Origin of the sequence: Methylocella sp., assembly GCF_044226135.1 — a bacterium.
In the GTDB taxonomy this organism is placed as follows: Bacteria; Pseudomonadota; Alphaproteobacteria; order Rhizobiales; family Beijerinckiaceae; genus Methylocapsa.
On the sequence record NZ_JBGAHM010000006.1, the window covers coordinates 1 to 25,629 of the forward strand.

A 25,629-nucleotide genomic window follows, 5' to 3' on the forward strand; every position below is an offset into this window, starting at 1 on the left:
CTCGGCCAGCGCCGCGTCGCGCGCCGCCCGCGCCGCGGCGACGGCTTCGGGCGAGGCGGGCGGCAGACCCTGCGCGAGCTGCGCCGCCTGCGCCCCGTGGCGTGCGATTTTCTCCCGTGCGGCGTCGATCCTTTCGCCCAGATCGGCGCGCCGCCCCTCGAATCCTGCGCGGCGCTCGATTTCGGCGGCGATCGCTTCGTCGTCCGGCAGGGCTTCGTCCGCGAGCGCCTCGAAACGGTCCGCCCCCGCGCGCGCGAGGCCGTCCCTGAGCTGCGCCGCCCGCCTGTCGAGTTTTGCGCGCGCGCTCGCCGCGGCCGCCGCGACGCGCGCGAGATCGGCGAAGTCGCCGGGGTCGAAGCCGAGCGGCGCGTCGCGCCCGGCGGCGATCCGCTTCTCCTGCCGCGCGAGCACGACGCCGCGCGTCTTTTCGGCCTCGGGCGCCTCATCCTCCACGGCCGCGATCCGCGTGCGCAGGTCGGCGCCCTCCTGCGCCAGCCTGCGGACCAGCGCCACCGCTTCGGCCGAGGGCTCGCGGGATTTGAGCGCCGCGTCGTCCGGCGCGCCGAGCCTCGCCCTCAGCGGCGCGAGCGCCGCCGTCGCGTCGGCGAGTTCGCGCTCGCGGTTCGGGCGGTCGCGGCGTTCCTTCTCGACATGGCGCGCCTTCTCCACGACCGCGGCGACGTCGGCGTCGGCGGCGACGATGTCGCCGTCAGGATTTTGCGCGCCGATGCGCCCCTCGAGTTTCGCCAGCCGGAGTTCCGCCTCCGCGAGCGCCGCCGCCGCGTTTTTGAGCGCGTCGAGCGCCGTCTGGCAGCGGCCGGAAAACTCCTCGCCATGGGGCGCGAGATCGTCGAAATCCGCAAGCTGCGCGGAAATGCCGTCGAGCGCGCGCAGCGACGGCGCGACGCGCCGGCTGCGGGCGAAGTTATGGCGCGCCGCGTCGATCTCGTCGCAGCGCGCCCGCGCCGCTTCGAGACGGCCGACGGCGTCGATTTTTCTGGCGACGGCCTTTTCATGCTGCTCGCGCGTGACGAGGCCGTCCCTGCGCCGCTTTTCGGCGGCCTCATAGGCGTCATGCGCAATATAGAACGTGCGGTGGTCGGCGCGGCGGTCGGCGAACAGGGCGTCCGCCTCCTTGCGCAGCCTTTCGACGCGCGGAACGAGCGCCGAAAGGCCGCCGCCCGCCGCGAGAATGAGCTGGCCGACGTCGCCCTCCGCCTTCATCATCGCCCTGCCGCCTTCGCGCAGGCTTTCATGGCTGAGCCCGAACTGGGACGAGAAACGCGCGAGCGTCAGGCCGCCGAGCCGCGTTGCGAGCGTCGCCTCGTCGACCGGCCGGCCGTCTTCGTCGAGCAGCGTCCTGGTTCGGCCCTTGCGCCGCGTGTAGGCGACGCGCGCCCCGTCGGCGAAGCGCAGGGCGGCGCGGATGCGCAGGCGGTCCGACCCGAAAACGCGGACCCGGTCGCTTCGGTCCGGCACGCCGAAAAGGAAATCGCCGATCGCCGCGAGGACCGAGCTCTTGCCGGCCTCGTTCGGCCCATAGACGACGACGAGCCCGCGGTCGGCCGGGAAATGCAGCGTCGTGGTCTCGAAGGCGCCGTAGCAGTCGAGCGTCAGCTCGTCGAAGCGCATCAGCCCTGTCCTTCTTCGACGAGCGCGAGCGCGAGGGCGCGGGCCCGCGCCGGCGCGTCGAGCCGCGCGGCGGCGAGAAACGCCTCGGCGTGCGCATGCGGCGGCAGTTTCGGACGGATTTTCGCGAGCCTCTCCTCGAGCCGCGCGTCGAGCCAGCCGTCGGCGCACAGCTCCGCGATCGCCTCGCGCAGGCCGCCGGCGACGCTCGGGTCGACGCCCGGGGCGCTCGCCGGCGCGGCCGGCGGCTCGGTGCGCAGCGCGAGCTTTTCGAGCCAGAGATCGGACGAAAGCGCCGCGAACAGGGTTTCGACCTCTTCGCGCAACAGGGCGAAGCCCGCGGCGAGTTCGCCATGCAGCGGGGTTCGTCCGGCAAGCGCGAGCCGCAGCGCGAGCGCCCGCCCTTCGGCCGCGTCAAGGGCCGATTCGGCGCAAAGCCGCACCGCCTCCATCAGCGCGTCGCGCGTCTCGACGCCGTCGAGGGCGAGCGTGCGCGTCTCGAACCGCGCGACGTCGAGCGGGCGATGCTCGAAGCGCAGGACCTCGCCGCCCTCGACCTCGACCAGCGTCGCGCCCTTCGCGCCGGTCTCGCGGACGCTGCGGCCCTGCAGATTGCCGCTGAACAGGATCGGCGGCGACGCGCATAAAACCTCGCGGGCGTGGATATGGCCCAGCGCCCAATATTGATAGCCATGATTGGCGAGCTGCTCGACCGTGCAGGGCGCGTAGCTGACATGGCCCTCGCGCCCCGTGGCGGCGGTGTGCAGCAGGCCGATGTTGAACAGGCCGGGCAGGGGCGCCGGATAGCCGAGCGCGACGTTCTCGGTCACCTCGCGCCTCGGAAAGCTCAGCCCGTGCACGGCCGCGCCGATGTCGTCGAACCGCTTCGTCTCCGGTCGGCGCGAGGACAGCAGCGTCACATTGTCGGAGAGTTCGAGCCGGCTCATGAAGCCGTTGGTCGCGTCGTGATTGCCGAGGATCATGACCACCCGCACGCCGGCTTCGCGCAGGCGGAGCATGCGCGAGACGAAGAACTGGCCGGTGCGCCAGTCGCGCCAGTCGCCGTCGAACACGTCGCCGGCGATGACCATCAGCCGGCAGCGTTCGTCGAGGCAGAGGGCGATCAGATTGTCGAAGGCCTGGCGCGAGGCGTCGGCGATTCTGGCGGCGACCTCCGGCGACCTGGCGCTCAGGCCGAGCAGCGGGCTGTCGAGGTGGAGGTCGGCCGCATGGATGAAGCGAAAGCGCATCGGTTCTGCCCCGGCGCGGCCGCTTGCAAAGACGCGCGGCGGCGCGCGGCCATTGTGGCGGCTCCGGCGGCGGCGCAAAAGCCCCGGCGCGAAAAAGCGGTTGATAGCGCTTCAAAGACGACGAAAGGCGCCGCGCGTCGGGGCGCGGCGCCTTTGGCCGTTCAGTCGGATCCGCTCAGCGCGTCAGTGGGCGCGCTCGGGGTCGAGGCGGCAGAACCAGCCGCGCTGCTGCTTCTGGCCGTCGCGGGCGAGGCCGTTGTGGCAGGTGACGCGCAGTGGGCCGCGCGACTCTTCGCTCGGGCTCGCGATCGAGCCCGTCACGTCGTCCTGAGAGACGCCCGGCGCGACTTCGGAGACGAGCGGCGCGGCGACGGCGCCGAAGGTCGCGATGGCGGCGAAGCCGCCGAGAACGGCGAGCCGGATGGCGATTGCGGGGATGATGTTATTATTCATGATCTGGCGCTCCTGATTTAAAGCCACGCAGGACCGTTTCCTCCCAGACGAAACGATAAAAACCGTCGCTGATGAATGTAAATATAAAGTTGCCGCACCGCAATATTGAAGAACACTGGCAGTTTGTCGCAGCGGGTTTTCCTGATTATTGTAGGAATGGACATTATTCCAAAGCGGAATAAATCTTTTTAATGCTTGAGCTAAATAAAATTTAGCATGCGGCGCGCATATGCCGCAGCGCACATCGACAAGGCGTTCGTTGGTCTTTAAGAGAAGCGCCGCAGCCCTCCCGCCGAAAGCCCTTCATGTCCGACAGCTCCGCCCCGCTCGACTCGATCCGGGAATTGCTCGCCATGGCGCCGCCGCCCTCGCATGAGGCCGAATCGGCGGCGCGGCGCCGACAGGCGAGCCTGACGAAGCCGCCGGGGTCGCTCGGGCGGCTCGAGGACGTCGCGGCCTTCGTCGCCGCCTGGCGCGGGACGGAGGCGCCGACGCTTGAGCGCCCGCTCGTCGCCGTCTTCGCCGGCAACCACGGCGTCGCGGCGCGCGGCGTTTCGGCCTATCCGGCCGAAGTCACCCGGCAGATGCTGCGGAATTTTTCGGCCGGCGGCGCGGCCGTGAACCAGATCTGCGCCTCGGTCGGCGCCGCGCTGAAAGTGTTCGAGCTGGCGCTTGACGTGCCCACAAAGGACATCTGCGCCGGTCCGGCGATGAGCGAGGCCGAGACGGCGGCGACCTTCGCCTATGGCATGGAGGCGATCGCCGACGGCGTCGATCTCCTGTGCGTCGGCGAGATGGGCATCGGCAACACCACCGTCGCCGCCGCGATCTATCATGCGCTCTATGGCGGGACGGCGTCCGACTGGACGGGGCCTGGCGCGGGCGTCGAGGGCGAGGCGCTGGCGCGCAAGATCGAGGCGGTCGAGACGGCGGTGGCGCTGCACAGGCCCTTTCTCGACGACCCGCTGCAGGTCATGGTCCGCCTCGGCGGGCGCGAGATCGCCGCGATGGCCGGGGCGATCGTCGCGGCGCGCTCGCAGAACATTCCCGTGGTGCTCGACGGCTACGTCGCCTGCGCCGCCGCCGCGATCCTGCAGGCGGCCGAGCCGCGCGCGCTCGACCATTGCCTCGCCGGCCACCTCTCGGCCGAGCCCGCCCACGCCGAAGTCCTGCGCCGGCTCGGCAAGGCGCCGCTGCTCGATCTCGGGCTGCGGCTCGGCGAAGGCTCGGGCGCGGCGCTCGCCGTCGCGCTGATCAAGGCCGCGCTCGCCTGCCATTCCGGCATGGCGACCTTCGAGGCCGCGGGCGTCGCGAACCGGAGCTGAGCCTGGCGCGGGCGCCGTTCAGCGCGCCTCGATCAGCGCGCGCGCGTCCTGACGCAGCGCGGCGCGGGCGGACGCGACGAGCCAGGGCATGTGGCCGCCCTCATAGACCTTCAGCGCCACACGGCCGGGATCGCCAAGGGGCGGCAATTGGGCGATCAGAAGTTTTGAGGCGAAATAGGGGGTGACCGCGTCGGTCAGCCCATGGACGATCAGGACGCGCAGCGAGGGATCGAGCGCCAGCGCCTGGCGCAAATCGCCGATCGCCTGGGCGGAGCCGCGCCCGCCGTCCCAGCGCCATTGGCCGCTGAGCGATCCATTGAGGATTTCATAGCGCGCGTCGACCTTCCAGCCGAGTTCGCGGGCGGTCAGCTCGGCCATGGCGGCGGCGAAGGCGGTCTTGGTCGCGTCGAGCACGGGATCGGCGGCGCGCCCGCCGCGCTCCCGCGGCGTCGGGTCGAGGCCGGAGACGTCAAGATCGTAGCGGCTGAGGAGGCGCCCCTGAGCCCTTTCGCGCTCGCGGGCGAACTCCGACGGGTCGATCCGCCCGCCCGAGCGGCGCGCCAAATCGGGGTCGAGGCCTGTGAGCCGCGAGACGTCCGCGGCCAGCCGGTCCATGACGGCTGGATCGCGCGGCGCGCGCAGAAGGTCGGCCAGATAGGGGCCGGACGCATAGGCTTCGATTTCGGCGAGCGCGGCCGTGTCGGTCGGCTTCAGGCCCCGCGCGGCGGCCGCGAGCGAGGGAAGCATGGCCGCGGCCGGCAGGGGGCTGTCCTGCGCCTCGATCCAGCCGAAATCGAGCACGGGCGAAATCAAAATGAGGCCGTCGACGCCGATCCCTTCGTCGTCCTGCAGCGCCCGGGCGAGCTTCGGCGCGCGGAAGCCGCCATAGCTCTCGCCGACGATGAACACGGGGCTTCGCGTCCGCCCGTTCTCGTTCAGCCATTTGCGCATGACGACGGCGAGCGCGGCGACGTCGCCGTCGACCGAGAGAAAGCGCCGCCGCGCCTCGTCCTTGGCGAAAAGCCGGCTGTAGCCCGTAAGCGGCGGATCGATGAACACGAGGTCCGCGAAGTCGAGCCAGCCGTCGGGGTTTGGAACGAGCGCGGGGCGCGCCGAAGGGGCGTAGGGCCCGGGGCCGAGGTCGAGCAAGAAAGGCCCGAGCGCGCCGAGGTTGAGCCAGCCCGAGGCCGCGCCGGGCCCGCCGTTCAGGGCGAAGACCACCGGGCGCGCGGCGTCCGTCGCCTCGCGGACATAAGAAACATAGGCGACGTCGGCCTGCGGCGCGCCGCTTTGCGCGTCGACAAGTCGGATCGCGCCGGCCGTCGCCGTGAAGGCGAGCGCGCCCTGCGGCAGGTTGATCGTGTGGCGCGTGACGGAAGGCGGAGGCAGCGGATTGGGCGGGGTGGTCGGCGGGCGTTGCGTCGCCTGCGCCGCGCGCGGCTCCGGGGTTTGCCCCTCCGGCTTCTGCGCCCCCGATTTTTGCGCTTCGGGCTTCTGGCCGTGGCCCGCCCCGGCCGCCTCGGCGACGGGCGGCGCCGCGTCCACCTCGCGCGCGGCGGCTGGCGCGGCGGCCGGGAGCGCGAACAGGCAGAACGCCAGCGCCGCGGCGACGGCGACGGGGCCGCGCTGATCGGGCGGGTTGCGCATGGCGTCTCCTCCATCGGGCCGCCTGGCGCGGCCTCGGCCCATGGGTCGACGCGGCGGGCGTTTGGGCCGCGGACGTCCCGATCCGCATGATATGGGAGTCCGCCTGTCCTGATTGCAGCGGCGCCGGCGCGCCCGCAAGGCGGCGCGAAGCACAATGGATTGAACGCCGGGATTGAAAGCTGGGGATTGAACGCTGGGGATTGAACGCGAGCCGGCGGAACGACCGCCGAAGCCGCGGGGCGATCGGCGCGCAAGACGCGCAAGCGCCGGCCCGGCGTCGTCGCCCGCGCTCGGGTGCTCAGGCGGCCGGCCTCGTTTCGCGGCGCGCCTTGCGCCGGCGGCGCGCGGCGGCGAGATCGTCGCCCGCCGCGAGGTCTCCCTTAAGCACGCGCGAGGGCGGGAAGATCGCGACCGCCTCGGCCCCGCCGCCGGGCACGGGGCGCAGCAGGAACCGCCCGCCATGCAGCTCGACGAGCCCCTTGACGATCGGCAGGCCGAGCCCCGAGCCTTCCTCGGCGTTCCTGCGCGCGAGCGCGCCGCGTCCGAAGGAGGCCATGACCACGGGAAGCTCCTCGGGCGGGATGCCGGGGCCCGTGTCCCGCACGGCGAGATATTGTCCGCCGGCGGCCGTCCAGCCGACGCGAATCTCGACCTTTCCGCCGGGCGGCGTGAACTTCACGGCGTTGGAGAGCAGGTTGAGCGCCGTCTGCCGCAGGGCGCGCTCGTCGGCCCACAGCCGCGGCAGGTCGGGCTCGACCGACTCCGCGACGGAGACGGCGCGCTTTTGCGCCCGAAGCGCGAGCAGATGGCGGCAGTCCTCGACGATATGGCCGAGCGCCACCGGCTCCTCCTTGAGCTCGAAGCGCCCGGCTTCGATGCGCGAGAGGTCGAGGATTTCGTTGATGAGCGTCAAGAGATGGCGCCCGCTCTCGTGGATGTCGTGGGAATATTCGCGGTAGGACGCGACGACATGGGAGCCGAACAACTCTCCCTTCATGACTTCCGAGAAGCCGAGAATGGCGTTGAGCGGCGTGCGCAGCTCGTGGCTCATGGTGGCGAGGAAGTGCGACTTGGCGAGATTGGCCTCCTCCGCGCGCCGGCGCGCGAGGTCGCTTTCGGCCTTGGCCTGCTCGAGCTCGGCGATGAGCCGGTTCTTGTCCTGCGCCGCCGCGAGCGTCTCGACGGCGCCGAGATGGCGCCGGCGCGCAAGGAGCAGGACCGCAAGCTCGGCGGCGAGGGCGAGAAGGACGATCGCCGCGCTCGCGGGCGCAAGGCTCCGCGCTCCGGCGAACAGCCAGGCCGTCGCGAGGATCGCCGGAAGGGGTTCGGCGAGGGCCGCCGGCCGCGCCGGATTGACCAGCGCGCCGGCCGCCGCGGCGACGAGCCCGATGAGCGCCGCGCCGGCCCCGGCCTCGGACCCGCCCGATCGGCCGACGAGGACCACGAGCAGCGCGAAGGCCGCGCCGCGCGCCGTTCTGGCCGCGACGCCGACGCGCCGGCGTCGTCGCGCCTCGCGCGCAGGAAGCGCGGCCTCCGCCGCCGCGCCGGCGCAGGGAACGCAAACGAAGGGGACGCCGACAAGCGCGCAAAGCTGAACCGCGGCGGCGAGAAGCAGCCACGCCGCGACGGACGCGGCGGGCAGCCAGGCGAGCGCGACGGCGGCGAAGACGAGGCTCAGCCCTGCGCCGGCGAGCGCGTCGTCGCGTCGTCCGGACGCGGACGGGGGGAGCGCGGAGACAGGGCGCGCGGACGGGGCGGCCGGCGGCGCGACGGCCGGCGCGCGCCGCTCCGGCCGGGGCGCGGGATCCGCAGCCGGGACGCGCCCCTCGTCTCGCGCGCGATCCGAACGGGCGTCGTCGGGCGGGAGGGGCAGGCCGGGCGGGAGGGGCAGGCCGGGCGCGAGGGGCCGGTCGGGCGGGAGGGGCAGGCCGGCCGGCGCCGCCCGCTCGCGCGTCCGCCAGGTCGGGATCGAGGCGGGGCCGCGGTCGGCGGCGCGGCCTTGCGGTTGCGTCCGCCGCTCCGGCGCGCCGCGCGCGAGCCAGGCGCCGAAGTCGTCGAGGCCTGAGGCCGGGCCGTCCGGCCCGGACGGCGCCATGAGCAAATCCGCCGCGCGATCCGTCATGTCCGACGATCCGTCATGTCCGAATCTCCCACCGTCGCCTTGCCCAGGAAGTCGCCCTGCGCAGGAAGTCGCCTTGCGGAGCAAATCGCCTTGCGGAGAGGGCCCCGGCGCCCGCGTTCCAAGGCCCGTCGGAAGCCTGCCGCCGAAATTTTAAGAAGACGCGCGAAAGACAGGTCGCATTGTTGGCTCTTGACGCTTGCGCGAAGCTGACGCCTCTTGCGCGCCGGGGCCGGGCCATGCAACCTGGGGTCGGCGTTTCGCGGCGCTGGAATTCTGTGCGGTTTCGCACATTGCGGAGGGGCCGGAGGCGGCTATGGTCCGGCGGCGTCGGACGTTCAGGGTCCGTGCGCAATCTGACCGGCGGGCGGGCGCGCCCGGCCTTGAGCCTGGCGCGGGCCGCGCGCCCCCACAGGACTTTCCATGAAAATCACCATCGTCGGCTGCGGCGACGCTTTCGGCTCGGGCGGACGGGCCCATAGCTGCTTTCGCCTCGATTCGCCCGTGGCCGGAGCGGCGATCGTCGATTTCGGGGCCGGCTCGATCTCCGCCTGGAAGAAGCTCGGCTTCGCCTTCGACGACGTCGGTCTCGTCGTGATTTCCCACATGCACGGCGATCATTTCGGCGGGCTGCCGTTCCTGCTGCTCGACTGCCAGTATGTCGAGCGCCGCACGCGGCCGCTCGTCATCGCCGGGCCGCCGGGGCTCAGGGCGCGGCTCGCGCGGGCGTTCGAGGCGTTTTTTCCCGGCCCGGTCGACTGGAGCTTTCCGCTCGAGGTGCGCGAGGTCGAGGCGGGCGCGCCCGTCGATCTCGGCGGCTTCGCCTATCAGAATTTCCGGGTGGTCCATTCGCCGGGCTCCGCGCCGACCGGGCTCAGGCTGTCCGACGGCGACAGCCTGTTCGCCTTTTCAGGCGACACCGCCTGGACCGACGCGCTTTACGACGTCGCCGCCGGCGCGGATCTTTTCCTGTGCGAATGCTATTCCGGCGACAAGCCGGTGCCGAACCATCTCGACTGGCCGACGCTGCGCGACAGGCTGCCGGGCTTTTCGGCGCGCCGCGTCGCGCTCACCCATATGAGCGAGGGCGCGTTTCGACGGCGCGCCGAGATGGAGCAGGCGGGGGTGGTCGTCGCCCATGACGGACAGATTTTCGACCTCGGCGCTCGCGGCCGAGACGGCGCGCGTCAGGGCCTGCCGGCTCTGTCTTGAAGCGCCGCGCGGCGCGCCGCTGCCGCATGAGCCGCGCCCCGTGCTGCGCGTGTCGTCGACGGCGCGCCTGCTCGTCGCGAGCCAGGCGCCGGGGATCCGCGTCCATCGCAGCGGCCTTCCCTTCGACGACGCCTCGGGCGACCGGCTCAGGCGCTGGATGGGCGTCCCGCGCGAGATCTTCTATGACCAGAGCCGCGTCGCCATCGCGCCGATGGGCTTCTGTTTCCCGGGCCACGGCCCCGGCCGCAGCGACCTTCCGCCGCGCCGCGAATGCCGCCTCGCCTGGCATGACGGCCTGTTCGCGCTGATGCCGCAGGTCGAGGTCGTGCTGGCGATCGGACGCCATGCGCAGGCCTATCATTTCGCAAGGGCCGGCCGGCCGCTTCCCCGGTCCATGACGCTCGACGGGCTCGTGCGCCGCTGGCGCGACTTCGCAGGGGAGGGGCCGATGATCGTCGCCCTGCCGCATCCCTCCTGGCGCAACAGCGGCTGGCTGAAGCGCAACCCCTGGTTCGAGGCCGAGACCCTGCCGGCCCTGCGCGCGCTCGTCGCGAACGCGATTTCGTGATCCGACGCTGCGTTCAGGGTCGGTTCACGCGCGCGGCATTGACCTTGAGCGGGCGCGGGCGTTCCGTCCGGGCCGTGTTTCGTCCGGGGCCAGCATGCGGTTTTCTTTCTGTCGGATCCTTCTCGTCCTCGCCCTGATCGCGCCGGGCCTTCGCGCCGAGGCGGCGGAGGGCGCGCGGCTCGCGCTCGTCATCGGCGAGGGGCGCTACGCCTCGCCCCTCGCGACCTCGGTCAACGACGCCGGCCTCATGGCCGAGACCCTGCGCGGCGCGGGCTTCTCGGTGACGGGCCTCGCCGACCTCGACCTTGACGGCGTGCGGCGCGCCTTCCGCGATTTTGTCGCGCGGGCGGCGGAGGCCGGCCCCAACGCCGTGGTCTTCGTCTACCTCGCCGGCCGCGGCCTCCAGTTCGACGGCGAGAACTATTTTCTGCCGATCGACGCGGCGATCGCGCGCGACAGCGACATTTCGCTCGCCGCGGTCCGCGTCGCCGACCTCGACCGGGCGCTCGCCGGCCTGCCGCTGCGCGCCCGCGTGATCGTGATCGACGCCGCCCGCGCCGATCCGGCGGCGGCGGCCGGCCGGCTTGCGGGCGGGCTCGCCCTCATCGAGGCGCCGCCCGGCGCGCTCTACGCCTTCAACGCGGCCCCGGGGACGCTCGCGCCCGACGAGCCCGGCCCCTATGGCGCCTATGCGCAGGCGCTTTCAGGCCTCCTGCCGCGGCTCGGAATTCCGATCGACGTCGTGTTCGCGCAGACGCGCCTTCGCGTCGACGAAATGACGCGCGGCGCCATGCAGCCCTGGGATTCGGCCAATATCGTCCCGCCGCTCACGCTCGCGCCGGGGCCGCCCGAGGCCGCGCGCGCCTTCAGGAGCGCGCAGGCGCGGCCGCTGCGCGCCTTCCCCACCCCCGCCGAAGCCTACGCCGCCGCGCTCGAGCGCGACACGCTCGAAGGCTATCAGGATTTTCTGGCGCTCTACCCTGACGATCCGCTCGCCCCGCGCCTGCGCGCGCTGGCGGCGGCGCGGCGCGAGGCGCTGACCTGGCGCCGTGCGGTCGCGGCCGACACGCCCGAGGCCTACTGGAGCTATGTGCGGCGCTATCCGCAGGGGCCGCATGTCCATGACGCGCGCCGGCGCCTCGCCATGCTCGCCGCGCCGCTTTCGCCGCCGCCGAACTCTGTCGCCTATGACTTCGGCGGGCTGCCGCCGCCGCCGCCCGCCGATTATCAGATCGTCGACGGCCCGGTGGTGATCGTGGAGGGGCCGCCCCCGCCGCCGCCGCCGGCTTATTATCTGTCGGCGCAGCCCATGTTCGCGCCGCCCCCGCCGCCGCCTCCGCCGCCGCCCGGCGCGCTGCCGGCGCCCGTGCTGATTCCGCTCGCCATCGGCGCCGGCGCGGCCGCAGGCGCGGCGCTCCAGCACGCCGCGCCGCCGCCGCGGGCGCCCCAGACGCCGCCCGGGCCGGGCCCGTTCGCCCCCCCGATCCAGCCCGCGCAAGTCCTGCCCACGCAAGTCCAGCCCGCGCCGCATGGGCAGATTCCGCCGCGGGGTCAGGCTGCGCCGCAAGGTCAGGCTGCGCCGCAGGGCCGTCCCGCGCCGAACGCTCCTCCCGGAGCGGGAGCCCAGCCGGGCGGCCCGGCGCATCCCGTCGGGCCGCCGGGCGCGCCTGCGCCGGGCCATGCCCTGCCCTCGGGGGCGGGGCTTCCGCCGCAGGGCGGGCATAGGCCGCCGGCGCAGGGCGGGCCGAGGCCAACTCCCGCTCCGGCGCCGCAAACCTCCGCGCCGTCCAGGCCCGCGCCGCTCGTGCCCGCGCCGTCCATGCCCGCGCCGCTTCCGTCCGCGGCCAAGCCTGCGGCGCCGGAGGCGAAGCCCGCCATGCCTGCAGCCAAGCCTGCGGCGCCTGTCCCGACGCCTGAAGCAAGGCCTGCGGCGCCAGAAACAAGGCCTGCGGCGCCTGAAGCAAGGCCTGCGGCGCCTGAAACAAGGCCTGCGGCGCCTGGGCGCGTTCCGGCGTCAGGCGCCGGGCTTCCGGCTCACGGCGCGCCCGATTCGGCGCAGCGCCGCCCGCCCGCGCCCGCTTCGCCCGCGCCTTCCGCGCCCGCGCCCCATCAAGCGCCAGCGCCAGCGCCGCATCCAGCTCCCGCGCCGCATGTCGCGCCGGCGCCGCCCGCCGCAAAGCCTCTTCCCGCCGCGAAGCCTGTGGCGCCCGCTCCGCCGCCCGCCGCGAAACCGCCGCCGGCGCCTGCGCCCGCGCCCGCGCCTCAGGCCGGGCATCCTGCGGCCCCGCATCCGGCGCCCGCCGCGGCTCCGCCGCAGGCCGCGCCGCCGCATCCTGCGGCCCAGCGTCCCGCGAGCGACGGAAAGCCGCATCCGCCCGGGCCGGGCGAGGAGCGGCGATAAGGGTCGAAAACTTCGTCTTCCGCCGCGCTTGGCGATTCTCCAAGCCATTGTTAGACTGGCGCGAAGCGGCGTCGCCGGCGGGGCGCGACGGACGCCCGGGCGCGCAGGCGGGGGCTTTGACGTGGATCACGGGAAGGGCGTTGAAATGGACCACGCGCCTCCCCATGAGCAGCCGACGGCGCCGCTCGACGCCTTTTTCGCCGACGGCCGCGCCGGCCTGCCTGAACGCTCCGGCCTTTCCGAACGGTCGATCCCGCCTCGCGCGCGGCCTCACGAAGCCGCCGTCGCCCCGTCGCGACAGGCGCGCCCGACCGGGGCCGCTTCAGGCGGGCCCGCGCGCGGACAGCGGGAGAGCGCGGCGCGCGGCGCGGTCTACGCCGCGCTCGACCTTGGCACCAACAACTGCCGCCTGCTGATCGCCCGCGCCGAGCCGTCCGAGGCGGGCGATTCGGATTTTCGCGTCATCGACTCCTTCTCGCGCATCGTGCGGCTCGGCGAGGGCCTTTCGCGCAGCGGCGAGCTCAGCCCTGCGGCGATCGACCGCACCCTGTCCGCGCTCGACGTCTGCCGCCAGAAGATGGCGGCGCGCGGCGTCACGCGGGCGCGGCTGATCGCCACCGAGGCCTGCCGGGCCGCCCGCAACGGCGGCGATTTCCTGCGCCGCGCCAGGCGCCGAACCGGCCTCGCGCTCGAAATCGTCGACCGCGAGACGGAAGCCCATCTCGCCGCCGCCGGATCGGCCGCGCTCGCCGACCAGGCCGCCGAAAGCGCGCTTCTGTTCGACATCGGCGGCGGCTCCTCCGAAGTCGTCTGGCTCGGCCGCGAGGCCGGCTGCGGGCGCGCCGGCGCGCGCGAGCGGGTGCGCCACTGGGTCTCGCTGCAGCTCGGCGTCGTCACGCTGGCCGAGAAGTTCGGCGGCCTCGACGTCACGCCCGCGACCTTCGAGGCGATGGTGGCGCATGTCTTCGCCGAGCTTGACGGCTTCGCCGCCATGACCCGCGCGGAGCGGCGCTGCGGCCGTTTCCACCTGCTTGGCACCTCGGGCACGGTGACGACCATCGCCGGCGTCTATCTCGGCCTCTCGCGCTATGACCGGCGCCGCGTCGACGGGCTGTGGATGTCCGACGCCGACGTCTCCGCCGCGGTGGCCGCCTTGCGCGCCATGAGCTATCAGGAACGCGCCATGAACGGCTGCATCGGCGTCGGCCGGGCCGATCTCGTGCTCGCCGGCTGCGCCATTCTCGAAGCGATCCGCCGCCGTTTCCCGGCCGAGCGCGTGCGCATCGCCGACCGCGGCCTGCGCGAAGGCATTCTGATGCAGCTCATCGACGAGGATCTTGCGGCCGGCGGGACGGCATGAGCGGACCTTCGGGCGGCTCGTCTTCGGGGCGCGAGGGCGGGCGGTCGCTCAAGACCCGCGTCAAGACGGCGCGCAAGCGCACGCTCTCCTCCACCCTGTGGCTGCAACGCCAGCTCAACGACCCCTATGTCGCGCAGGCGAAGCGCGAAGGCTTTCGCTCGCGCGCGGCCTACAAGCTGATCGAGATCGACGACCGCTTCCATATTCTCAGGCCCGGCATGAGGGTGGTCGACCTTGGCGCCGCGCCCGGCGGCTGGTCGCAGGTGGCGGTAAAGCGCGTCGGCGCGGAGGAGGGGCGCGGCCGCGTCGTCGGCGTCGACCTTCTGCCGATCGAGCCCATGCCCGGGGCCGAGTTCGAGATCATGGATTTCCATGACGCCTCCGCGCCGGCGCGGCTCAAGGCCTGGCTCGGCGGCGCGGCCGACGCGGTGCTCTCCGACATGGCGGCGAACGCCACCGGCCACAAGAAGACCGACCATCTGCGCATCGTCGGGCTCGTCGAACTCGCCGCCCATTTCGCGGCCGAGGTGCTGGCGCCGGGCGGGGCCTTTCTCGCCAAGGTGCTGCAGGGCGGCACGGAGGGCGAACTGCTCGCCATGCTGAAGCGCGATTTTTCAGCCGTGAAACATGTCAAGCCGCAGGCGAGCCGGGCCGACTCCTCCGAGCTTTACGTGCTGGCGACCGGATTTCGCGGCGCGCGACCGGCTGCTGGAGAGGCCGAAGGTTAGGGCTCGGCGCCGGCCTCCTTGATTCTAGGACTCGGCGCCGGCCTCCTGCGGCCGGCGCGCCTTGCCGGCAAGCTCCGCCCCGGCCCCGGCCGGCAGGCGCGCGAACACGACCGCCGAGGCGACGCAGAACACCCCCATGACGGCGAAGGCGAACACGAAGGCGGGTTTGGAATAGACTCCCGCGCCGAAAAAATGCGCATAGCCCTGCAAGGCCCCGGCGCCGGCGGCGATGCCGAGGCTCAGCGCAAGCTGCTGCGCCACCGAGGCGAAGCTGACCGCGCGGCTCATCTCGGGCTGCTCGATCTCGTCATAGGCGATGGCGTTGACGCCGGTGAACTGCAGCGAATTGATGAATCCGCCAAGCAGAAGCACGACGATCATCAGATAGCCCGGCGTCTGCGCCGTGAACAGCCCGTAGCCGGCGATGACGAGCCCGCTCGCCAGCGCGCAGCGCGTCAGCACGCGGCGGAAGCCATAGCGGCGCAGGATCGGCGCCGCCGCCGTCTTCATGAACACCGCGCCCGCCGCCGCCGCGAAGGTCAGGGCGCCCGACTGGAACGGGTTGAGGCCGAAGTTCATCTGCAGCATCAGCGGCAGCAGGAAGGGCAGCGAGCCGACGCCGATGCGAAACAGCGCGCCGCCGCCGACGCTGGCGCGGAAGGTCGGCAGCCGCAGCAACGTCAGGTCGAGCAGCGGCGCCGGCGTGCGGCGCGCATGCAGCACGTAAAGCGCCAGCAGCGCCGCGCCCGAAAAAAGCAGGCCGAGGCTGAGGGCGGGCGAGGCGAGGCCGCCGCCTTCGGCCGCAAGGCCGAACAGCATGAAGGAGAGGCCGAAGCCCGACAGCAGAAAGCCGCGCAGGTCGAAGCGGCCGGGGTTCTCCTCGCGCGCGTCGTCGATGAACAGCGTGACCAGCACGACGCCGAGCACGCCGATCGGGGCGTTGATCCAGAAGATCCAGCGCCAGTGGAAATAGGTGGTCACGAAGCCGCCGACGAGCGGGCCGACGACCGGGCCAAACAGCGCCGGCACGGTCAGAAAGGCGAGCGCGCGCACGAAATCGCCGCGTTCGGTGGTGCGCAGCATCAGAAGGCGTCCGACCGGCACCATCATCGCCCCGCCGATCCCCTGGGCCAGCCGCCCGACGACGAGCTCGGGCAGGTTCGAGGCCATGCCGCAGCCGATCGAGGAGAGCGTGAAAATGAGAATCGCCAGCCGGAAGATCAGCCGCGCGCCAAAACGGTCGGCGGCCCAGCCGCTCGCCGGAATGAACACGGCGAGCGAGACGAGATAGGAGGTGAGCGCCAGCTTGAGCGCGATCGGGTCTTCGTGCAGGTCGAGCGCGATCGCGGGCAGGGAGGTCGCGATGACGGTGGCGTCGAGCTGCTCCATGAAGAGCGCGCAGGCGACGATCAGCGCGGTGACGGCGTAGCGGGGCAAGGCGCGGCTCCGGGGCGGGGGCGGGGCGGCCGCGCGGGCGCGCTGGCCGAAGTCTCACGGCGGGTCTTACCGGCTCGCGCGCGCAGTTCAAATCCCGCCGGCGCGGGTTCAGGGAGCGGCGTCCTGAACGATCTCGTTCAGCCGCCGCCGGTCCTGCGGCAGCGTCAGCGCCGCCTCGGCGCGGGCGTGGGCGAGCCGCGCCTGACGCAGGGCGGCGGCGCGCGTCCGCGGGTCCCCCTGCCGCGCCAGCGCGAACAGCGACTTGAGAAGGCGCGACTGGACTTCGATCATCGCCGCGCCGTCGCGGCCGATGGCCATGAACGCGTCGTCGAACAGATCGTCGAGGGCGAGCGCTGGAACGTGAACCCGCGCGCAGGGCGCGGCCTCCGGGGCCGGGCGCTCGCCGTCGGCCCAAAGGCTGAGCAGACGGACGGCGCGCCCGATCACGTCGATCGCCGTGCCCGGGTCGTTGACGGCCGGAGACAGCGCCCGCTGCGCGATCTCGCTCAGGACGATGAGGCCGAAGCGCGGGTCCTGGTCGAAGCTGCGCTCGTCGCCGACGGCGAAGGCGGCGGCGACTTCCCCCAGCGCGCGCTTCAGCGCGTCTTCGTCGCGCGTCCCGGCGACACGCGCGAGCGGCGCGCCCGAATGGACGAAGGCGCCCGGGAGCGCCTCGACATAAACCTCCGCGTCGAACGCCGCGCAGCAGTCCGACAGCGCGGTCATGTCGATATGCTGCACATAGCCGATCGTCTCGCCGAAGACCGGCGCTGCGGCCGCCGGCGCCGGCCCGGACGCCGGCGTTCCGCCGAGAAAGGGATGTTCGATCCTGTCCCTGATCGCGGCGAGCGCCGCCTCCTCGACCCGGCGCGTGGTCTCGCCCACCCGCCCGAAGCGCGTGAGATAGTCGATCCAGCGCAGCAGCGACACGACGATCAGGCCGATGACGCCGATGGTGACGAAGAACAGGATCACCCGTCCGCGGTCGCCATAGGCGCCGGTCTGCAGCACCACGAGCCCGACGATGCTGAACAGGAACGAGCCGACGAATGTCGAGAGCACGTTCTGCGTCACCTGGTCCTCGATCAGGAGCTTCGTCGCGCGCGGCGTCACGCTGCTGGCGGCCGCGCCATAGGCCGTGGTCATGACGCTCAGCGAAAAGGTGGTGACCGCGAGCATGCTCGAGGCGATGACGTTGAGGACGCCGTCGACCGCGTCCGCGCCGATCCGGCGCGAAAGGCTCGCGGGGATGGTCCAGGGGATGTAGCGGTCGGCGACGGCGGCGAGGATCGCCGCGCCGACGCCGAGGGCGCCGATCAGGCTCGCGCGCAGCCACAGCCGCCGCGCCGCTCTCTTCAGGATCCACCGCCACCGCGACATCGCGCCTCCCGCCGTCTTCACGCCCCCGCGAGACGCCTGCCGCCGTCCGCGCCGCAGCCTAGAGAGACGCGGCCCCCGCCGCCAGCCCGACGTCGTCGCGCAAGGCGCGGCCGGCGCGCTTGTCCCGGCGCGGTCCCGGCGTTGTTCCAGCGCCCTGACGGCGCGACTTCTCCGCCGCGCCGCTTTGCGCTCGGCCTCAGCCCATGCTATGAGCCGCCCGCAACTCTCATCCAACAAAAACGCGGCGTCCCCGTCGAAGCAGGCGGGGCCGATAGCCGTCATCCCGGAGTTGACAATTTGAGCCCGATCCAGCGTCCGCCGCTCACCGAAGCCTTCACGTTCGACGACGTCCTGCTGCTGCCGGGCCATTCCGAGGTGATGCCGAGCGGCGCCGACCTGCGCACCCGCCTCACCTCGACCATCAGCCTCAATTTGCCGATCATCTCGTCGGCCATGGACACGGTGACCGAGGCGCGCCTCGCCATCGCCCTCGCCCAGGCCGGCGGCATCGGCGTCATCCACCGCAACCTCGAGCCCGCCGAGCAGGCCGAGGAGGTGCGCAAGGTCAAGCGATTCGAGAGCGGCATGGTGGTCGACCCGATCACCATCTTCCCCGACGAGACCCTCGCCGACGCGCTCGCCCTGATGCGGCGGCACGAGATTTCCGGCATTCCGGTGGTCGAGCGCGGGCCGGGCGGCAAGCCGGCGCGGCTCTGCGGCATCCTGACGAATCGCGACGTGCGCTTCGCCGACAATCCGCTCGAGCCGGTCTCGGGCCTGATGACCAGGGACGTCATCACCGTGCGTGAGGGCGTCGCCCAGGACGAGGCGCGGAGGCTGTTGCACCAGAACAGGCTCGAAAAGCTCGTCGTGGTCGACGAGGAGTTCCGCTGCGTCGGCCTCGTCACCGTCAAGGACATGGAGAAGGCGACGCAGCACCCGTCCGCCTCGAAGGACGCCGAGGGGCGCCTGCGCGTCGCCGCCGCCTCGACCACCGGCGACAAGGGTTTCGAGCGGGCCGAAATGCTGATCGACGCGGGCGTCGACTGCGTCGTGATCGACACCGCGCACGGCCATTCACAGGCGGTGCTCGACCAGGTTTCACGCATCAAGCGCCTGAGCAACAAGGTCGCGCTGATCGCCGGCAACGTCGCGACGCCGGACGGGGCCAAGGCGCTGATCGACGCCGGCGCCGACGGCGTCAAGGTCGGCATCGGCCCGGGCTCGATCTGCACCACGCGCATCGTCGCCGGCGTCGGCGTGCCGCAGCTGACCGCCATCATGGACTGCGCCGAGGCGGCGCGGGCCCAGAACATCCCGGTGATCGCCGACGGCGGCATCAAATATTCGGGCGATCTCGCGAAAGCCATCGCCGCCGGCGCCGACACGGTGATGATCGGCTCGCTGTTCGCCGGCACCGACGAAAGCCCCGGCGAGGTCTATCTCTACCAGGGCCGCTCGTTCAAATCCTATCGCGGCATGGGTTCGGTCGGGGCGATGTCGCGCGGCTCGGCCGACCGCTATTTCCAGCAGGACATCAAGGACCATCTGAAGCTCGTGCCCGAAGGCGTCGAGGGGCAGGTGCCTTATCGCGGCCCCGTCGGCGCGATCGTGCACCAGCTCGCCGGCGGCCTGCGCGCGGCCATGGGCTATGTCGGCGCGGCCGACGTGCCGACCTTCCAGAGCCGCGCCAAATTCGTGCGCATCTCGTCGGCGAGCCTGCGCGAGAGCCATGTGCACGACGTCTCGATCACGCGCGAGAGCCCGAACTATCCGACGGGCTCGTAAGCCGCCCGCCGGCAGGCTTCGCTTCGGGCCCGGCCGTTCCGCGCCGGGCCGCCCCTCTCCATCCCGTTCGCGGAGCCCCGATGTCGCTGCAATCCATCCTCGCGCCCGTCTTCGTCGAGATCGGGCTGATCTTTTTCCTGACCTTCTGGATGGTCGCCGCGCGCCATGGCAAGTCGCCCGAGCGGGCGAAGCTCGTCTCGGACTGTTTCTCGAACCATTTCGAGATCCCCGTCCTTTTCTTCGCGCTCGTCCCGCTGGCGATTCTCACGCGCAAGGCCGACACGCTGTTCGTCGTCATGTCGTGGATCTTCGTCCTCTCGCGCCTCGCGCATGCCGCGATCCACACCGGGCCGAACACCCAGCCGGCGCGGGGAATCGCCTGGCTGCTCGGCGTCGCGACGCTGTTCGTGATGTGGGTCGTGTTCGCCCTGCGCATTTTGTTCGCGGGGCTGTGACGCGGCGGGCCTGAGCCCGCATAATCCGCGCGGGGCGGCGCCGCCGTCCGATTCGCACTCGAAAGGAAACGTCCATGGGCGTGATCGCATGGCTCCTCGTCGGCGCCATCGCCGGCTGGCTCGCCGGCCTCATCATGAAGGGCGGCGGCTTCGGCCTGATCGGCAACATCCTCGTCGGCGTCGTCGGCGCGCTGATCGCCGGCGCGATCCTGCCGCGGCTCGGACTCTACATCGGCGGCGGGCTTCTGGGCGACATCCTCAACGCCGTGATCGGCGCCTGCATCCTGCTGTTCATCATCGGCCTTGTGAAGAAATAGGAGCAAATCATGACCCCGGGCGCGCGGGTCGCCGCGGCGATCGAAGTTCTGGGCGAGGTCGAAAGTCTTCGCCGCCCCGCCGCCGACGCGCTCAAGGACTGGGGTCTGTCGCATCGCTTCGCCGGCTCGAAAGACCGCGCCGGCGTCGCCGCGCTCGTCTATGACGCGCTGCGCCGGCGCGCCTCGGCGGCCTTCGTCATGGACGACGCGTCGCCGCGCGGCGTCCTGCTCGGCGCGCTGAAGCTTTCGCGCGGCCTCGCGCTGGCCGAAGCCGGGGCGCTGTTTTCCGGCGAGGGCCATGCGCCGGCGCCGCTTTCGGAGCCTGAGCGCGCGCGCTTTTCATCCGCGACGCTCGACGGCGCGCCGGCCCCCGTCGCCGGCGATTTTCCCGACTGGCTCGAGCCTTCATTGCGCGCGGCCTTCGGCGAGCGGGTGGTTGAGGAGACCGCCGCGCTCGCCGGGCGCGCGCCGCTCGACCTGCGCGTCAACACGCTGAAATTTTCGCGCGAGAAGGCGCTGGCGAATTTGAAGCGCCTCGGCGCCGCGCCGACGCCGCTCGCGCCGTCGGGCCTGCGCGTGCCTTTCGGCGCGGACGGCCGCGCAGTCTCGCTCTCGGGCGAGCCCGACTATCTCAAGGGCCGCGTCGAAATCCAGGACGAAGGCTCGCAGCTCGCCGCGCTGCTCTGCGCGGCGCGCCCGGGCGAGCAGGTGCTGGATCTCTGCGCCGGCGGCGGCGGCAAGACGCTGGCGCTCGCCGCGCAGATGGAGAACCGCGGCCAGATCTACGCCCATGACGACGACGCGCGCCGGCTCGGGCCGATCCACGCCCGGCTCGAACGGGCCGGCGCGCGCAACGTCCAGGCGCGCACGCCGCGGCGCGGCGCGGACGCGCTGGCCGATCTCGCAGGCCGCTGCGACCTCGTGCTGATCGACGCGCCCTGCACCGGCGTCGGCGCGTGGCGGCGCAACCCGGACGCGAAATGGCGCATGCGCCCCTCGGCGCTCGCGCAGCGCGTCGCCGAGCAGGACGAACTGCTCGCGGGCGCCGCGCGCTTCCTGAAGCCGCAGGGGCGGCTCGTCTACGTCACCTGCTCGCTGCTCCCGGAGGAGAACGAGGCGCGCGCGCAGGCTTTTCTGGGCGCGCACGCCGAATTTCGCGCGCTCGAGGCGCAGGACATGGCGGCGGCCGCCGGGCTGCCGGAGCTCGCGCGCTTCGCCTCGACGCTCGGGCCGGGGCTGCGGTTCTCGCCCGCCACGAGCGGCACGGACGGATTTTACGTCGTGGGTCTTGCGCGAGGCTGACTCCCGCGAGATCCGCCGCGGCTCGCGCCGTCGACCGGCGCGTTTCGAAGCAGGTCGTCGCGCCCGGGCGCGAGGCGCTCGCGCGCTAGGCGCCTTACGACAAACAGATTATATCCCGCGGCGCCGCAAGCCTTTATTTGCGGTGCTGGCGCCGACTTTGCTGTAACTTCGCGCGGACGCAGAAGGCGGGCCGGAACCGCTTCCGCATTCCGTCGTCAGGCGAGGAGACGCAGGCCGAGGGCGCTCAACCCGAAACGACGAGAGGCTCATGGCTTACGCGCAGATCGGCAAGATAAGCGTCGCCGCGACTTTGCGGGATTTCGTCGAGCAGGAAGCGCTTCCTGGAACCGGCGTGACGCCCGAGGCCTTCTGGAGCGGGCTCGAAGGGCTGATCGCCGAATTCAGTCCCCGCATCGAGGCGCAGCTGAAGTTCCGCGACGAGCTTCAGGGCAAGATCGACGCCTATCACAAGATTTTCGCCTCGCGCGAGTTCGATCCCGCGAGCTACGAGAGCTTCCTGCGCGAGATCGGCTATATCGTCCCCGAGCCCGAGGATTTCTCGATCCGCACCGAGAACACGCTTGAGGTCGCGCGCGTCTCGGGCCCGCAGCTCGTCGTGCCGGCCTCGAACGCCCGTTTCGTGCTCAACGCCGCCAACGCCCGCTGGGGCAGCCTGTTTGACGCGCTCTATGGCTCGGACGTCATTCCCGAGACGCCGGGGCTCGAACGGGGCAAGGGCTACAACAAGGCGCGCGGCGCCCGCGTCGTCGACTACGCCTGCTCGCTGCTCGACGAGATGGTTCCGCTCTCGAAGGGCCGCCACGCCGACGTCGTGCGCTATCGCGTCGCCAACGCCGAACTCGTCTGCGAGCTCGAAAACGGGCTCGAGACGCGCCTCAAGCATCCCGGCCGCTTCTCCGGCTGGCGCAAGACCGGCGAGCAGGCCCTGACCGTGCTGCTGCGCCAGAACGGCCTCCACATCGAGCTCGAGATCGACCCCGGCAGCCTCGTCGGCTCGGAGACGAAGAGCGGTCTTTCGGACGTGATCCTCGAAGCGGCGCTCTCCGCGATCATCGACCTCGAGGACAGCGTGGCGGCGGTCGACGCCGAGGACAAGGTCGTCGTCTATCGCAACTGGCTCGGCCTGATGCAGTCGACGCTGTCGGCGAAGCTCGAGAAGAACGGCCTGATCTTCGAGCGCAAGCTCAACGCCGACCGGCATTACCTCGACCGCGAGGGCCGGCCGATGACCCTGCACGGGCGCAGCCTGCTGCTCGTGCGCAACGTCGGCCATCACGTGAAGACCGACGCCGTGCTCGACGCGGCCGGGCGCGAGACGCCCGAAACCCTGCTCGACGCGGCGGTCACGAGCCTCATCGCCCTGCATGACGTGCGCGGCGAGCCGGCGGTCCACAACAGCCGCGCGCGCTCGGTCTATATCGTCAAGCCGAAGATGCACGGCCCTGACGAGGCGGCGCTCGCGAACGACGCCTTCGCCCGCGTCGAGGATTTCCTCGGCCTGCCGCGCTTCACGCTCAAGATCGGCATCATGGACGAGGAGCGGCGCACCACGGTCAACCTCAAGGCCTGCATCAAGGCCGTCGCCGACCGCGTCTTCTTCATCAACACCGGCTTCCTCGACCGCACCGGCGACGAGATCCACACCTCCATGGAGGCCGGGCCGATGATCCGCAAGGACGAGATCAAGGGCACGCCCTGGATCGCGGCCTATGAAAACCAGAACGTCGACGTCGGCCTCGCCTGCGGCTTTCCGGGCAAGGCGCAGATCGGCAAGGGCATGTGGGCGGCGCCGGACGCCATGGCCGAGATGGTCGCGAAGAAGATCGCGCATCCGCTCTCGGGCGCGAACACGGCCTGGGTGCCTTCGCCGACGGCGGCGACGCTGCACGCGCTGCATTATCACAAGGTCGACGTCGCGGCGCGCCAGGCGACGCTGCGCAAGCGCCCCAAGGCCAAGCTCTCCGACATCCTCACGATCCCGCTCGCCAAGACCAACTGGGCGCCTGACGACATCCGCCAGGAGCTTGAGAACAATTGCCAGGGCATCCTCGGTTATGTGGTGCGCTGGGTCGACCAGGGCGTCGGCTGCTCCAAGGTGCCCGACGTCCATGACGTGGCGCTGATGGAGGACCGCGCCACGCTGCGCATCTCGAGCCAGCATATCGCCAACTGGCTGCGCCACGACGTCGTCACCAGGGATCAGGTGCTCGAGACGCTGAAGCGCATGGCCGTCGTCGTCGACCGCCAGAACGCCGGCGACAGGCTCTATACGCCGATGGCGCCGGGCTTCGACGGGCCGGCGTTCAAGGCCGCGATGGACCTGATCTTCAAGGGGCGCGACGAGCCGAACGGCTACACCGAGCATCTGCTGGCCGCGTGGCGGCGCGAGGCGAAAGCGATGCAGGCGGCGTCCTGACCGCAAAGCCGTCCGGGCGGAGCCTTTCCGCCCGGCCGCACGTTTGCGTCGAAGCGCGCGATGGGCGATAAAGCCTCAAAGACGCGAGAGAAGCGAAGACGAAGGGAGAAGCGGCCATGATCGAACGCGTCGTGGCGACGCCGCAGGCGGTCGAGCTCATCGAGAAGCTCAAGGACGCCCATGGCGCGCTCCTGTTCCATCAATCCGGCGGCTGCTGCGACGGCTCCTCGCCCATGTGCTATCCAGACGGCGAATTCCGCATCGGCGGCAATGACGTGCGCCTCGGCGAGATCGCCGGCTGCCCGGTCTATATCGACGGCGACCAGTTCGACGTCTGGGCCCACACCCAGCTCATCGTCGACGTGGTGAAGGGCCGCGGCGCGGGATTTTCGCTCGAATCGCCCGGCGGCGTGCGCTTTCTGACGCGCGGCCATGTCTTCTCGCCCGAGGAGACCGAACGGCTCGCGCCGCTCGAACGGGCGGGGGCGGCCAGACCCATGGCCTGACCGGACGGTCGCCTCCGGTCGCGGCGCGACCCGGGGCGCGGGCGGCCTGCGGAAAGCCGCTCTTGCCGCCGCGCGCGCTTTGGGTTTTGCTGCGCCGCGCGCCCTTTTGGCGCGAGAGGGCGCCGTGACATGAGAATGCGTCTTGTGGCGGCGCCGCCGTTCACGACCTTGCCGTTCAAGATCTTGCCGTTCAAGACTTTGCCGCTCGCGACCCCATTGCTCACAATCCTGTTGCTTGCGAGTCTTCTGGTCGCGGCTTCGCCGGGCGCGGCCCGCGCGACGGAGCCGGCGCCGCTCGTGCCGGAGCGCAGGTTCAGGGTCGAAGGCGACTTCAGCGGCGGCAGGGGCGAAGTCGCCAACGATCTCAGCGGCTTCGCCTGCGCCCCCGAGGAGTCGGGCGGCCGGCGCGTCTGCGTCGTCGTCGACGACCAGACCCGTTTTGTCCAGGTCGCGTTCCTGAAGGCGGGCGCGCTCGTTCCGGGCGACGTCGTCAAAATCGTCGACCGGGACCGCGAGGACGAGATCAGGGGACGGCCGCCGCAGGACCCGCAAAACCCCGACGATCAGGGCGTGTTCAAGGATTTCGACGGCGAGGCCGTCGCCTACGCCGCCCCCTATTTCTATGTCCTCGGCTCGCATGGCCGGTCGCGCGGCGAGGGCGAATTCCTGCGCTCGTCCTTCGTCTCTGCGCGTTTCCGCCTCGACGACGCGGGAAAGCTCAAGGGCGAGGTCGAGACGACCTATCGGCTCGCCGACGCGCTTCTCGTCGCGGAGCAGGCGCGGCCCTTCTTCGCCCGCAAGCTGCAGGACAGGGGTCTCAATCTCGAGGGCCTCGTCGTGGTCGACGGCCTGTTCTTCGTCGGCGCCCGCGCGCCCTCGATCGAGGGCGACGCCCTGCTGATCGGCGCGCCCGTCGAGGATCTGTTCGCGCCGGGCCATGAGCGCCTGCCGATGCGCGTGACCGAGATCGGCCTGAGCCTCGGCGAAAAGGCCGGCGTGCGCGACCTCGCCGTGCTGCCCGACGGGCGTCTGCTCATTCTTTCAGGCCCGACGCGCGAGCAGAAGGAGGAGCCGTTCAGCCTGTTGGTCGCGCCCCGACCTTCGCCGCAGGCCGCCTCGCCGCTCAAGCCGACGCTGCTCGGCCGGCTCGAGGAGGTCTGGACGCCCGACAGGAACAATGAGCCGAAGCGGGCCAAGCCCGAAGCCGTGCTGCCGCTCGAGGCCGGGAACGGCGAACTGCGCGCGCTGATCCTCTACGACACGGCGCGGAACGGCAGGCCGACGGAGTTTCGCGCGCCGCTGCCGCCGGGCTGAC

General features: G+C 71.8%; 20 protein-coding genes. 13 read left to right on the forward strand and 7 right to left on the reverse strand.

Annotated features, from left to right (window positions below):
- The 3 genes from ACILRB_RS04470 to ACILRB_RS04480 form a co-directional block, all read right to left on the reverse strand.
- Positions 1 to 1,632, reverse strand: a 1,632-nt coding sequence (locus ACILRB_RS04470; protein WP_395665098.1) for an AAA family ATPase, incomplete at its 3' end; no start/stop codon positions are given.
- Positions 1,632 to 2,879: an exonuclease SbcCD subunit D gene (locus ACILRB_RS04475; RefSeq protein ID WP_395665099.1), complete on the reverse strand. Its 1,248-nt coding sequence runs from the start codon at positions 2,877 to 2,879 to the stop codon at positions 1,632 to 1,634. The genes ACILRB_RS04475 and ACILRB_RS04470, both read right to left, overlap by 1 nt.
- Before the next feature lie 183 nt (positions 2,880 to 3,062).
- Entirely contained in the window at positions 3,063 to 3,332 is a 270-nt protein-coding gene (locus ACILRB_RS04480; RefSeq protein WP_395665100.1) for a hypothetical protein, read from the reverse strand.
- A gap of 305 nt (positions 3,333 to 3,637) precedes the next feature.
- Here ACILRB_RS04480 and cobT point away from each other — a divergent pair, with 305 nt between their 5' ends.
- Positions 3,638 to 4,657, forward strand: a complete 1,020-nt coding sequence (cobT, locus tag ACILRB_RS04485; RefSeq protein ID WP_395665101.1) for a nicotinate-nucleotide--dimethylbenzimidazole phosphoribosyltransferase — start codon at positions 3,638 to 3,640, stop codon at positions 4,655 to 4,657.
- 18 nt (positions 4,658 to 4,675) lie between these two features.
- Here the strand turns inward: cobT and ACILRB_RS04490 are convergent, their stop codons facing one another.
- Both ACILRB_RS04490 and ACILRB_RS04495 read right to left on the reverse strand, forming a co-directional pair.
- Positions 4,676 to 6,304 carry a S10 family peptidase gene (locus ACILRB_RS04490; protein WP_395665102.1) on the reverse strand — a complete coding sequence of 543 codons (1,629 nt, stop codon included), beginning with the start codon at positions 6,302 to 6,304 and terminating at the stop codon, positions 4,676 to 4,678.
- Between the two features lie 298 nt (positions 6,305 to 6,602).
- Complete coding sequence (locus ACILRB_RS04495; protein ID WP_395665103.1) at positions 6,603 to 8,426, reverse strand: sensor histidine kinase; 1,824 nt, start codon at positions 8,424 to 8,426, stop codon at positions 6,603 to 6,605.
- Positions 8,427 to 8,846: 420 nt separating this feature from the next.
- Between ACILRB_RS04495 and ACILRB_RS04500 the strand changes: the two genes are divergently transcribed.
- From ACILRB_RS04500 to ACILRB_RS04520, 5 genes are all read left to right on the forward strand, one after another.
- Positions 8,847 to 9,635, forward strand: coding sequence for an MBL fold metallo-hydrolase (locus ACILRB_RS04500; protein ID WP_395665104.1), 789 nt, complete (start codon positions 8,847 to 8,849; stop codon positions 9,633 to 9,635).
- Positions 9,562 to 10,203 carry a uracil-DNA glycosylase family protein gene (locus ACILRB_RS04505; protein ID WP_395665105.1) on the forward strand — a complete coding sequence of 214 codons (642 nt, stop codon included), beginning with the start codon at positions 9,562 to 9,564 and terminating at the stop codon, positions 10,201 to 10,203. Before ACILRB_RS04500 ends, ACILRB_RS04505 begins: the two co-directional genes overlap by 74 nt.
- 94 nt (positions 10,204 to 10,297) lie before the next feature.
- Positions 10,298 to 12,604, forward strand: a complete 2,307-nt coding sequence (locus tag ACILRB_RS04510) for a caspase family protein (RefSeq protein WP_395665106.1) — start codon at positions 10,298 to 10,300, stop codon at positions 12,602 to 12,604.
- A 145-nt stretch (positions 12,605 to 12,749) separates the two neighbouring features.
- Positions 12,750 to 13,964 carry a Ppx/GppA phosphatase family protein gene (locus ACILRB_RS04515; RefSeq protein WP_395665107.1) on the forward strand — a complete coding sequence of 405 codons (1,215 nt, stop codon included), beginning with the start codon at positions 12,750 to 12,752 and terminating at the stop codon, positions 13,962 to 13,964.
- Positions 13,961 to 14,692, forward strand: a complete 732-nt coding sequence (locus ACILRB_RS04520) for an RlmE family RNA methyltransferase (RefSeq protein ID WP_395665108.1) — start codon at positions 13,961 to 13,963, stop codon at positions 14,690 to 14,692. Before ACILRB_RS04515 ends, ACILRB_RS04520 begins: the two co-directional genes overlap by 4 nt.
- Before the next feature lie 24 nt (positions 14,693 to 14,716).
- Here ACILRB_RS04520 and ACILRB_RS04525 read toward each other — a convergent pair whose 3' ends face one another.
- Entirely contained in the window at positions 14,717 to 16,129 is a 1,413-nt protein-coding gene (locus tag ACILRB_RS04525; RefSeq protein WP_395665109.1) for an MFS transporter, read from the reverse strand.
- Positions 16,130 to 16,237: 108 nt separating this feature from the next.
- Positions 16,238 to 17,509, reverse strand: coding sequence for a DUF2254 domain-containing protein (locus ACILRB_RS04530; RefSeq protein WP_395665110.1), 1,272 nt, complete (start codon positions 17,507 to 17,509; stop codon positions 16,238 to 16,240).
- A gap of 297 nt (positions 17,510 to 17,806) precedes the next feature.
- Here ACILRB_RS04530 and guaB point away from each other — a divergent pair, with 297 nt between their 5' ends.
- The 7 genes from guaB (at position 17,807) to ACILRB_RS04565 (ending at position 25,628) form a co-directional block, all read left to right on the forward strand.
- A complete protein-coding gene (gene guaB / locus ACILRB_RS04535; protein ID WP_395665111.1) occupies positions 17,807 to 19,297 on the forward strand; it encodes an IMP dehydrogenase in 1,491 nt (496 codons plus the stop codon).
- 80 nt (positions 19,298 to 19,377) lie between these two features.
- On the forward strand, positions 19,378 to 19,752 hold the full coding sequence (locus ACILRB_RS04540) for an MAPEG family protein (RefSeq protein WP_395665112.1): 375 nt from the start codon (positions 19,378 to 19,380) through the stop codon (positions 19,750 to 19,752).
- A gap of 74 nt (positions 19,753 to 19,826) precedes the next feature.
- Positions 19,827 to 20,069, forward strand: coding sequence for a GlsB/YeaQ/YmgE family stress response membrane protein (locus tag ACILRB_RS04545; RefSeq protein ID WP_395665113.1), 243 nt, complete (start codon positions 19,827 to 19,829; stop codon positions 20,067 to 20,069).
- A gap of 9 nt (positions 20,070 to 20,078) precedes the next feature.
- The gene (locus tag ACILRB_RS04550) at positions 20,079 to 21,371 is read left to right on the forward strand and encodes an RsmB/NOP family class I SAM-dependent RNA methyltransferase (RefSeq protein WP_395665114.1); all 1,293 of its coding nucleotides are present in this window, start codon (positions 20,079 to 20,081) and stop codon (positions 21,369 to 21,371) included.
- Positions 21,372 to 21,639: 268 nt separating this feature from the next.
- Positions 21,640 to 23,808: a malate synthase G gene (locus tag ACILRB_RS04555; RefSeq protein ID WP_395665115.1), complete on the forward strand. Its 2,169-nt coding sequence runs from the start codon at positions 21,640 to 21,642 to the stop codon at positions 23,806 to 23,808.
- A 116-nt stretch (positions 23,809 to 23,924) separates the two neighbouring features.
- Positions 23,925 to 24,314, forward strand: a complete 390-nt coding sequence (locus tag ACILRB_RS04560) for a DUF779 domain-containing protein (protein WP_395665116.1) — start codon at positions 23,925 to 23,927, stop codon at positions 24,312 to 24,314.
- Positions 24,315 to 24,443: 129 nt separating this feature from the next.
- Positions 24,444 to 25,628: a DUF3616 domain-containing protein gene (locus ACILRB_RS04565; protein WP_395665117.1), complete on the forward strand. Its 1,185-nt coding sequence runs from the start codon at positions 24,444 to 24,446 to the stop codon at positions 25,626 to 25,628.
- The last annotated feature ends 1 nt before the right edge of the window (position 25,629 follow it).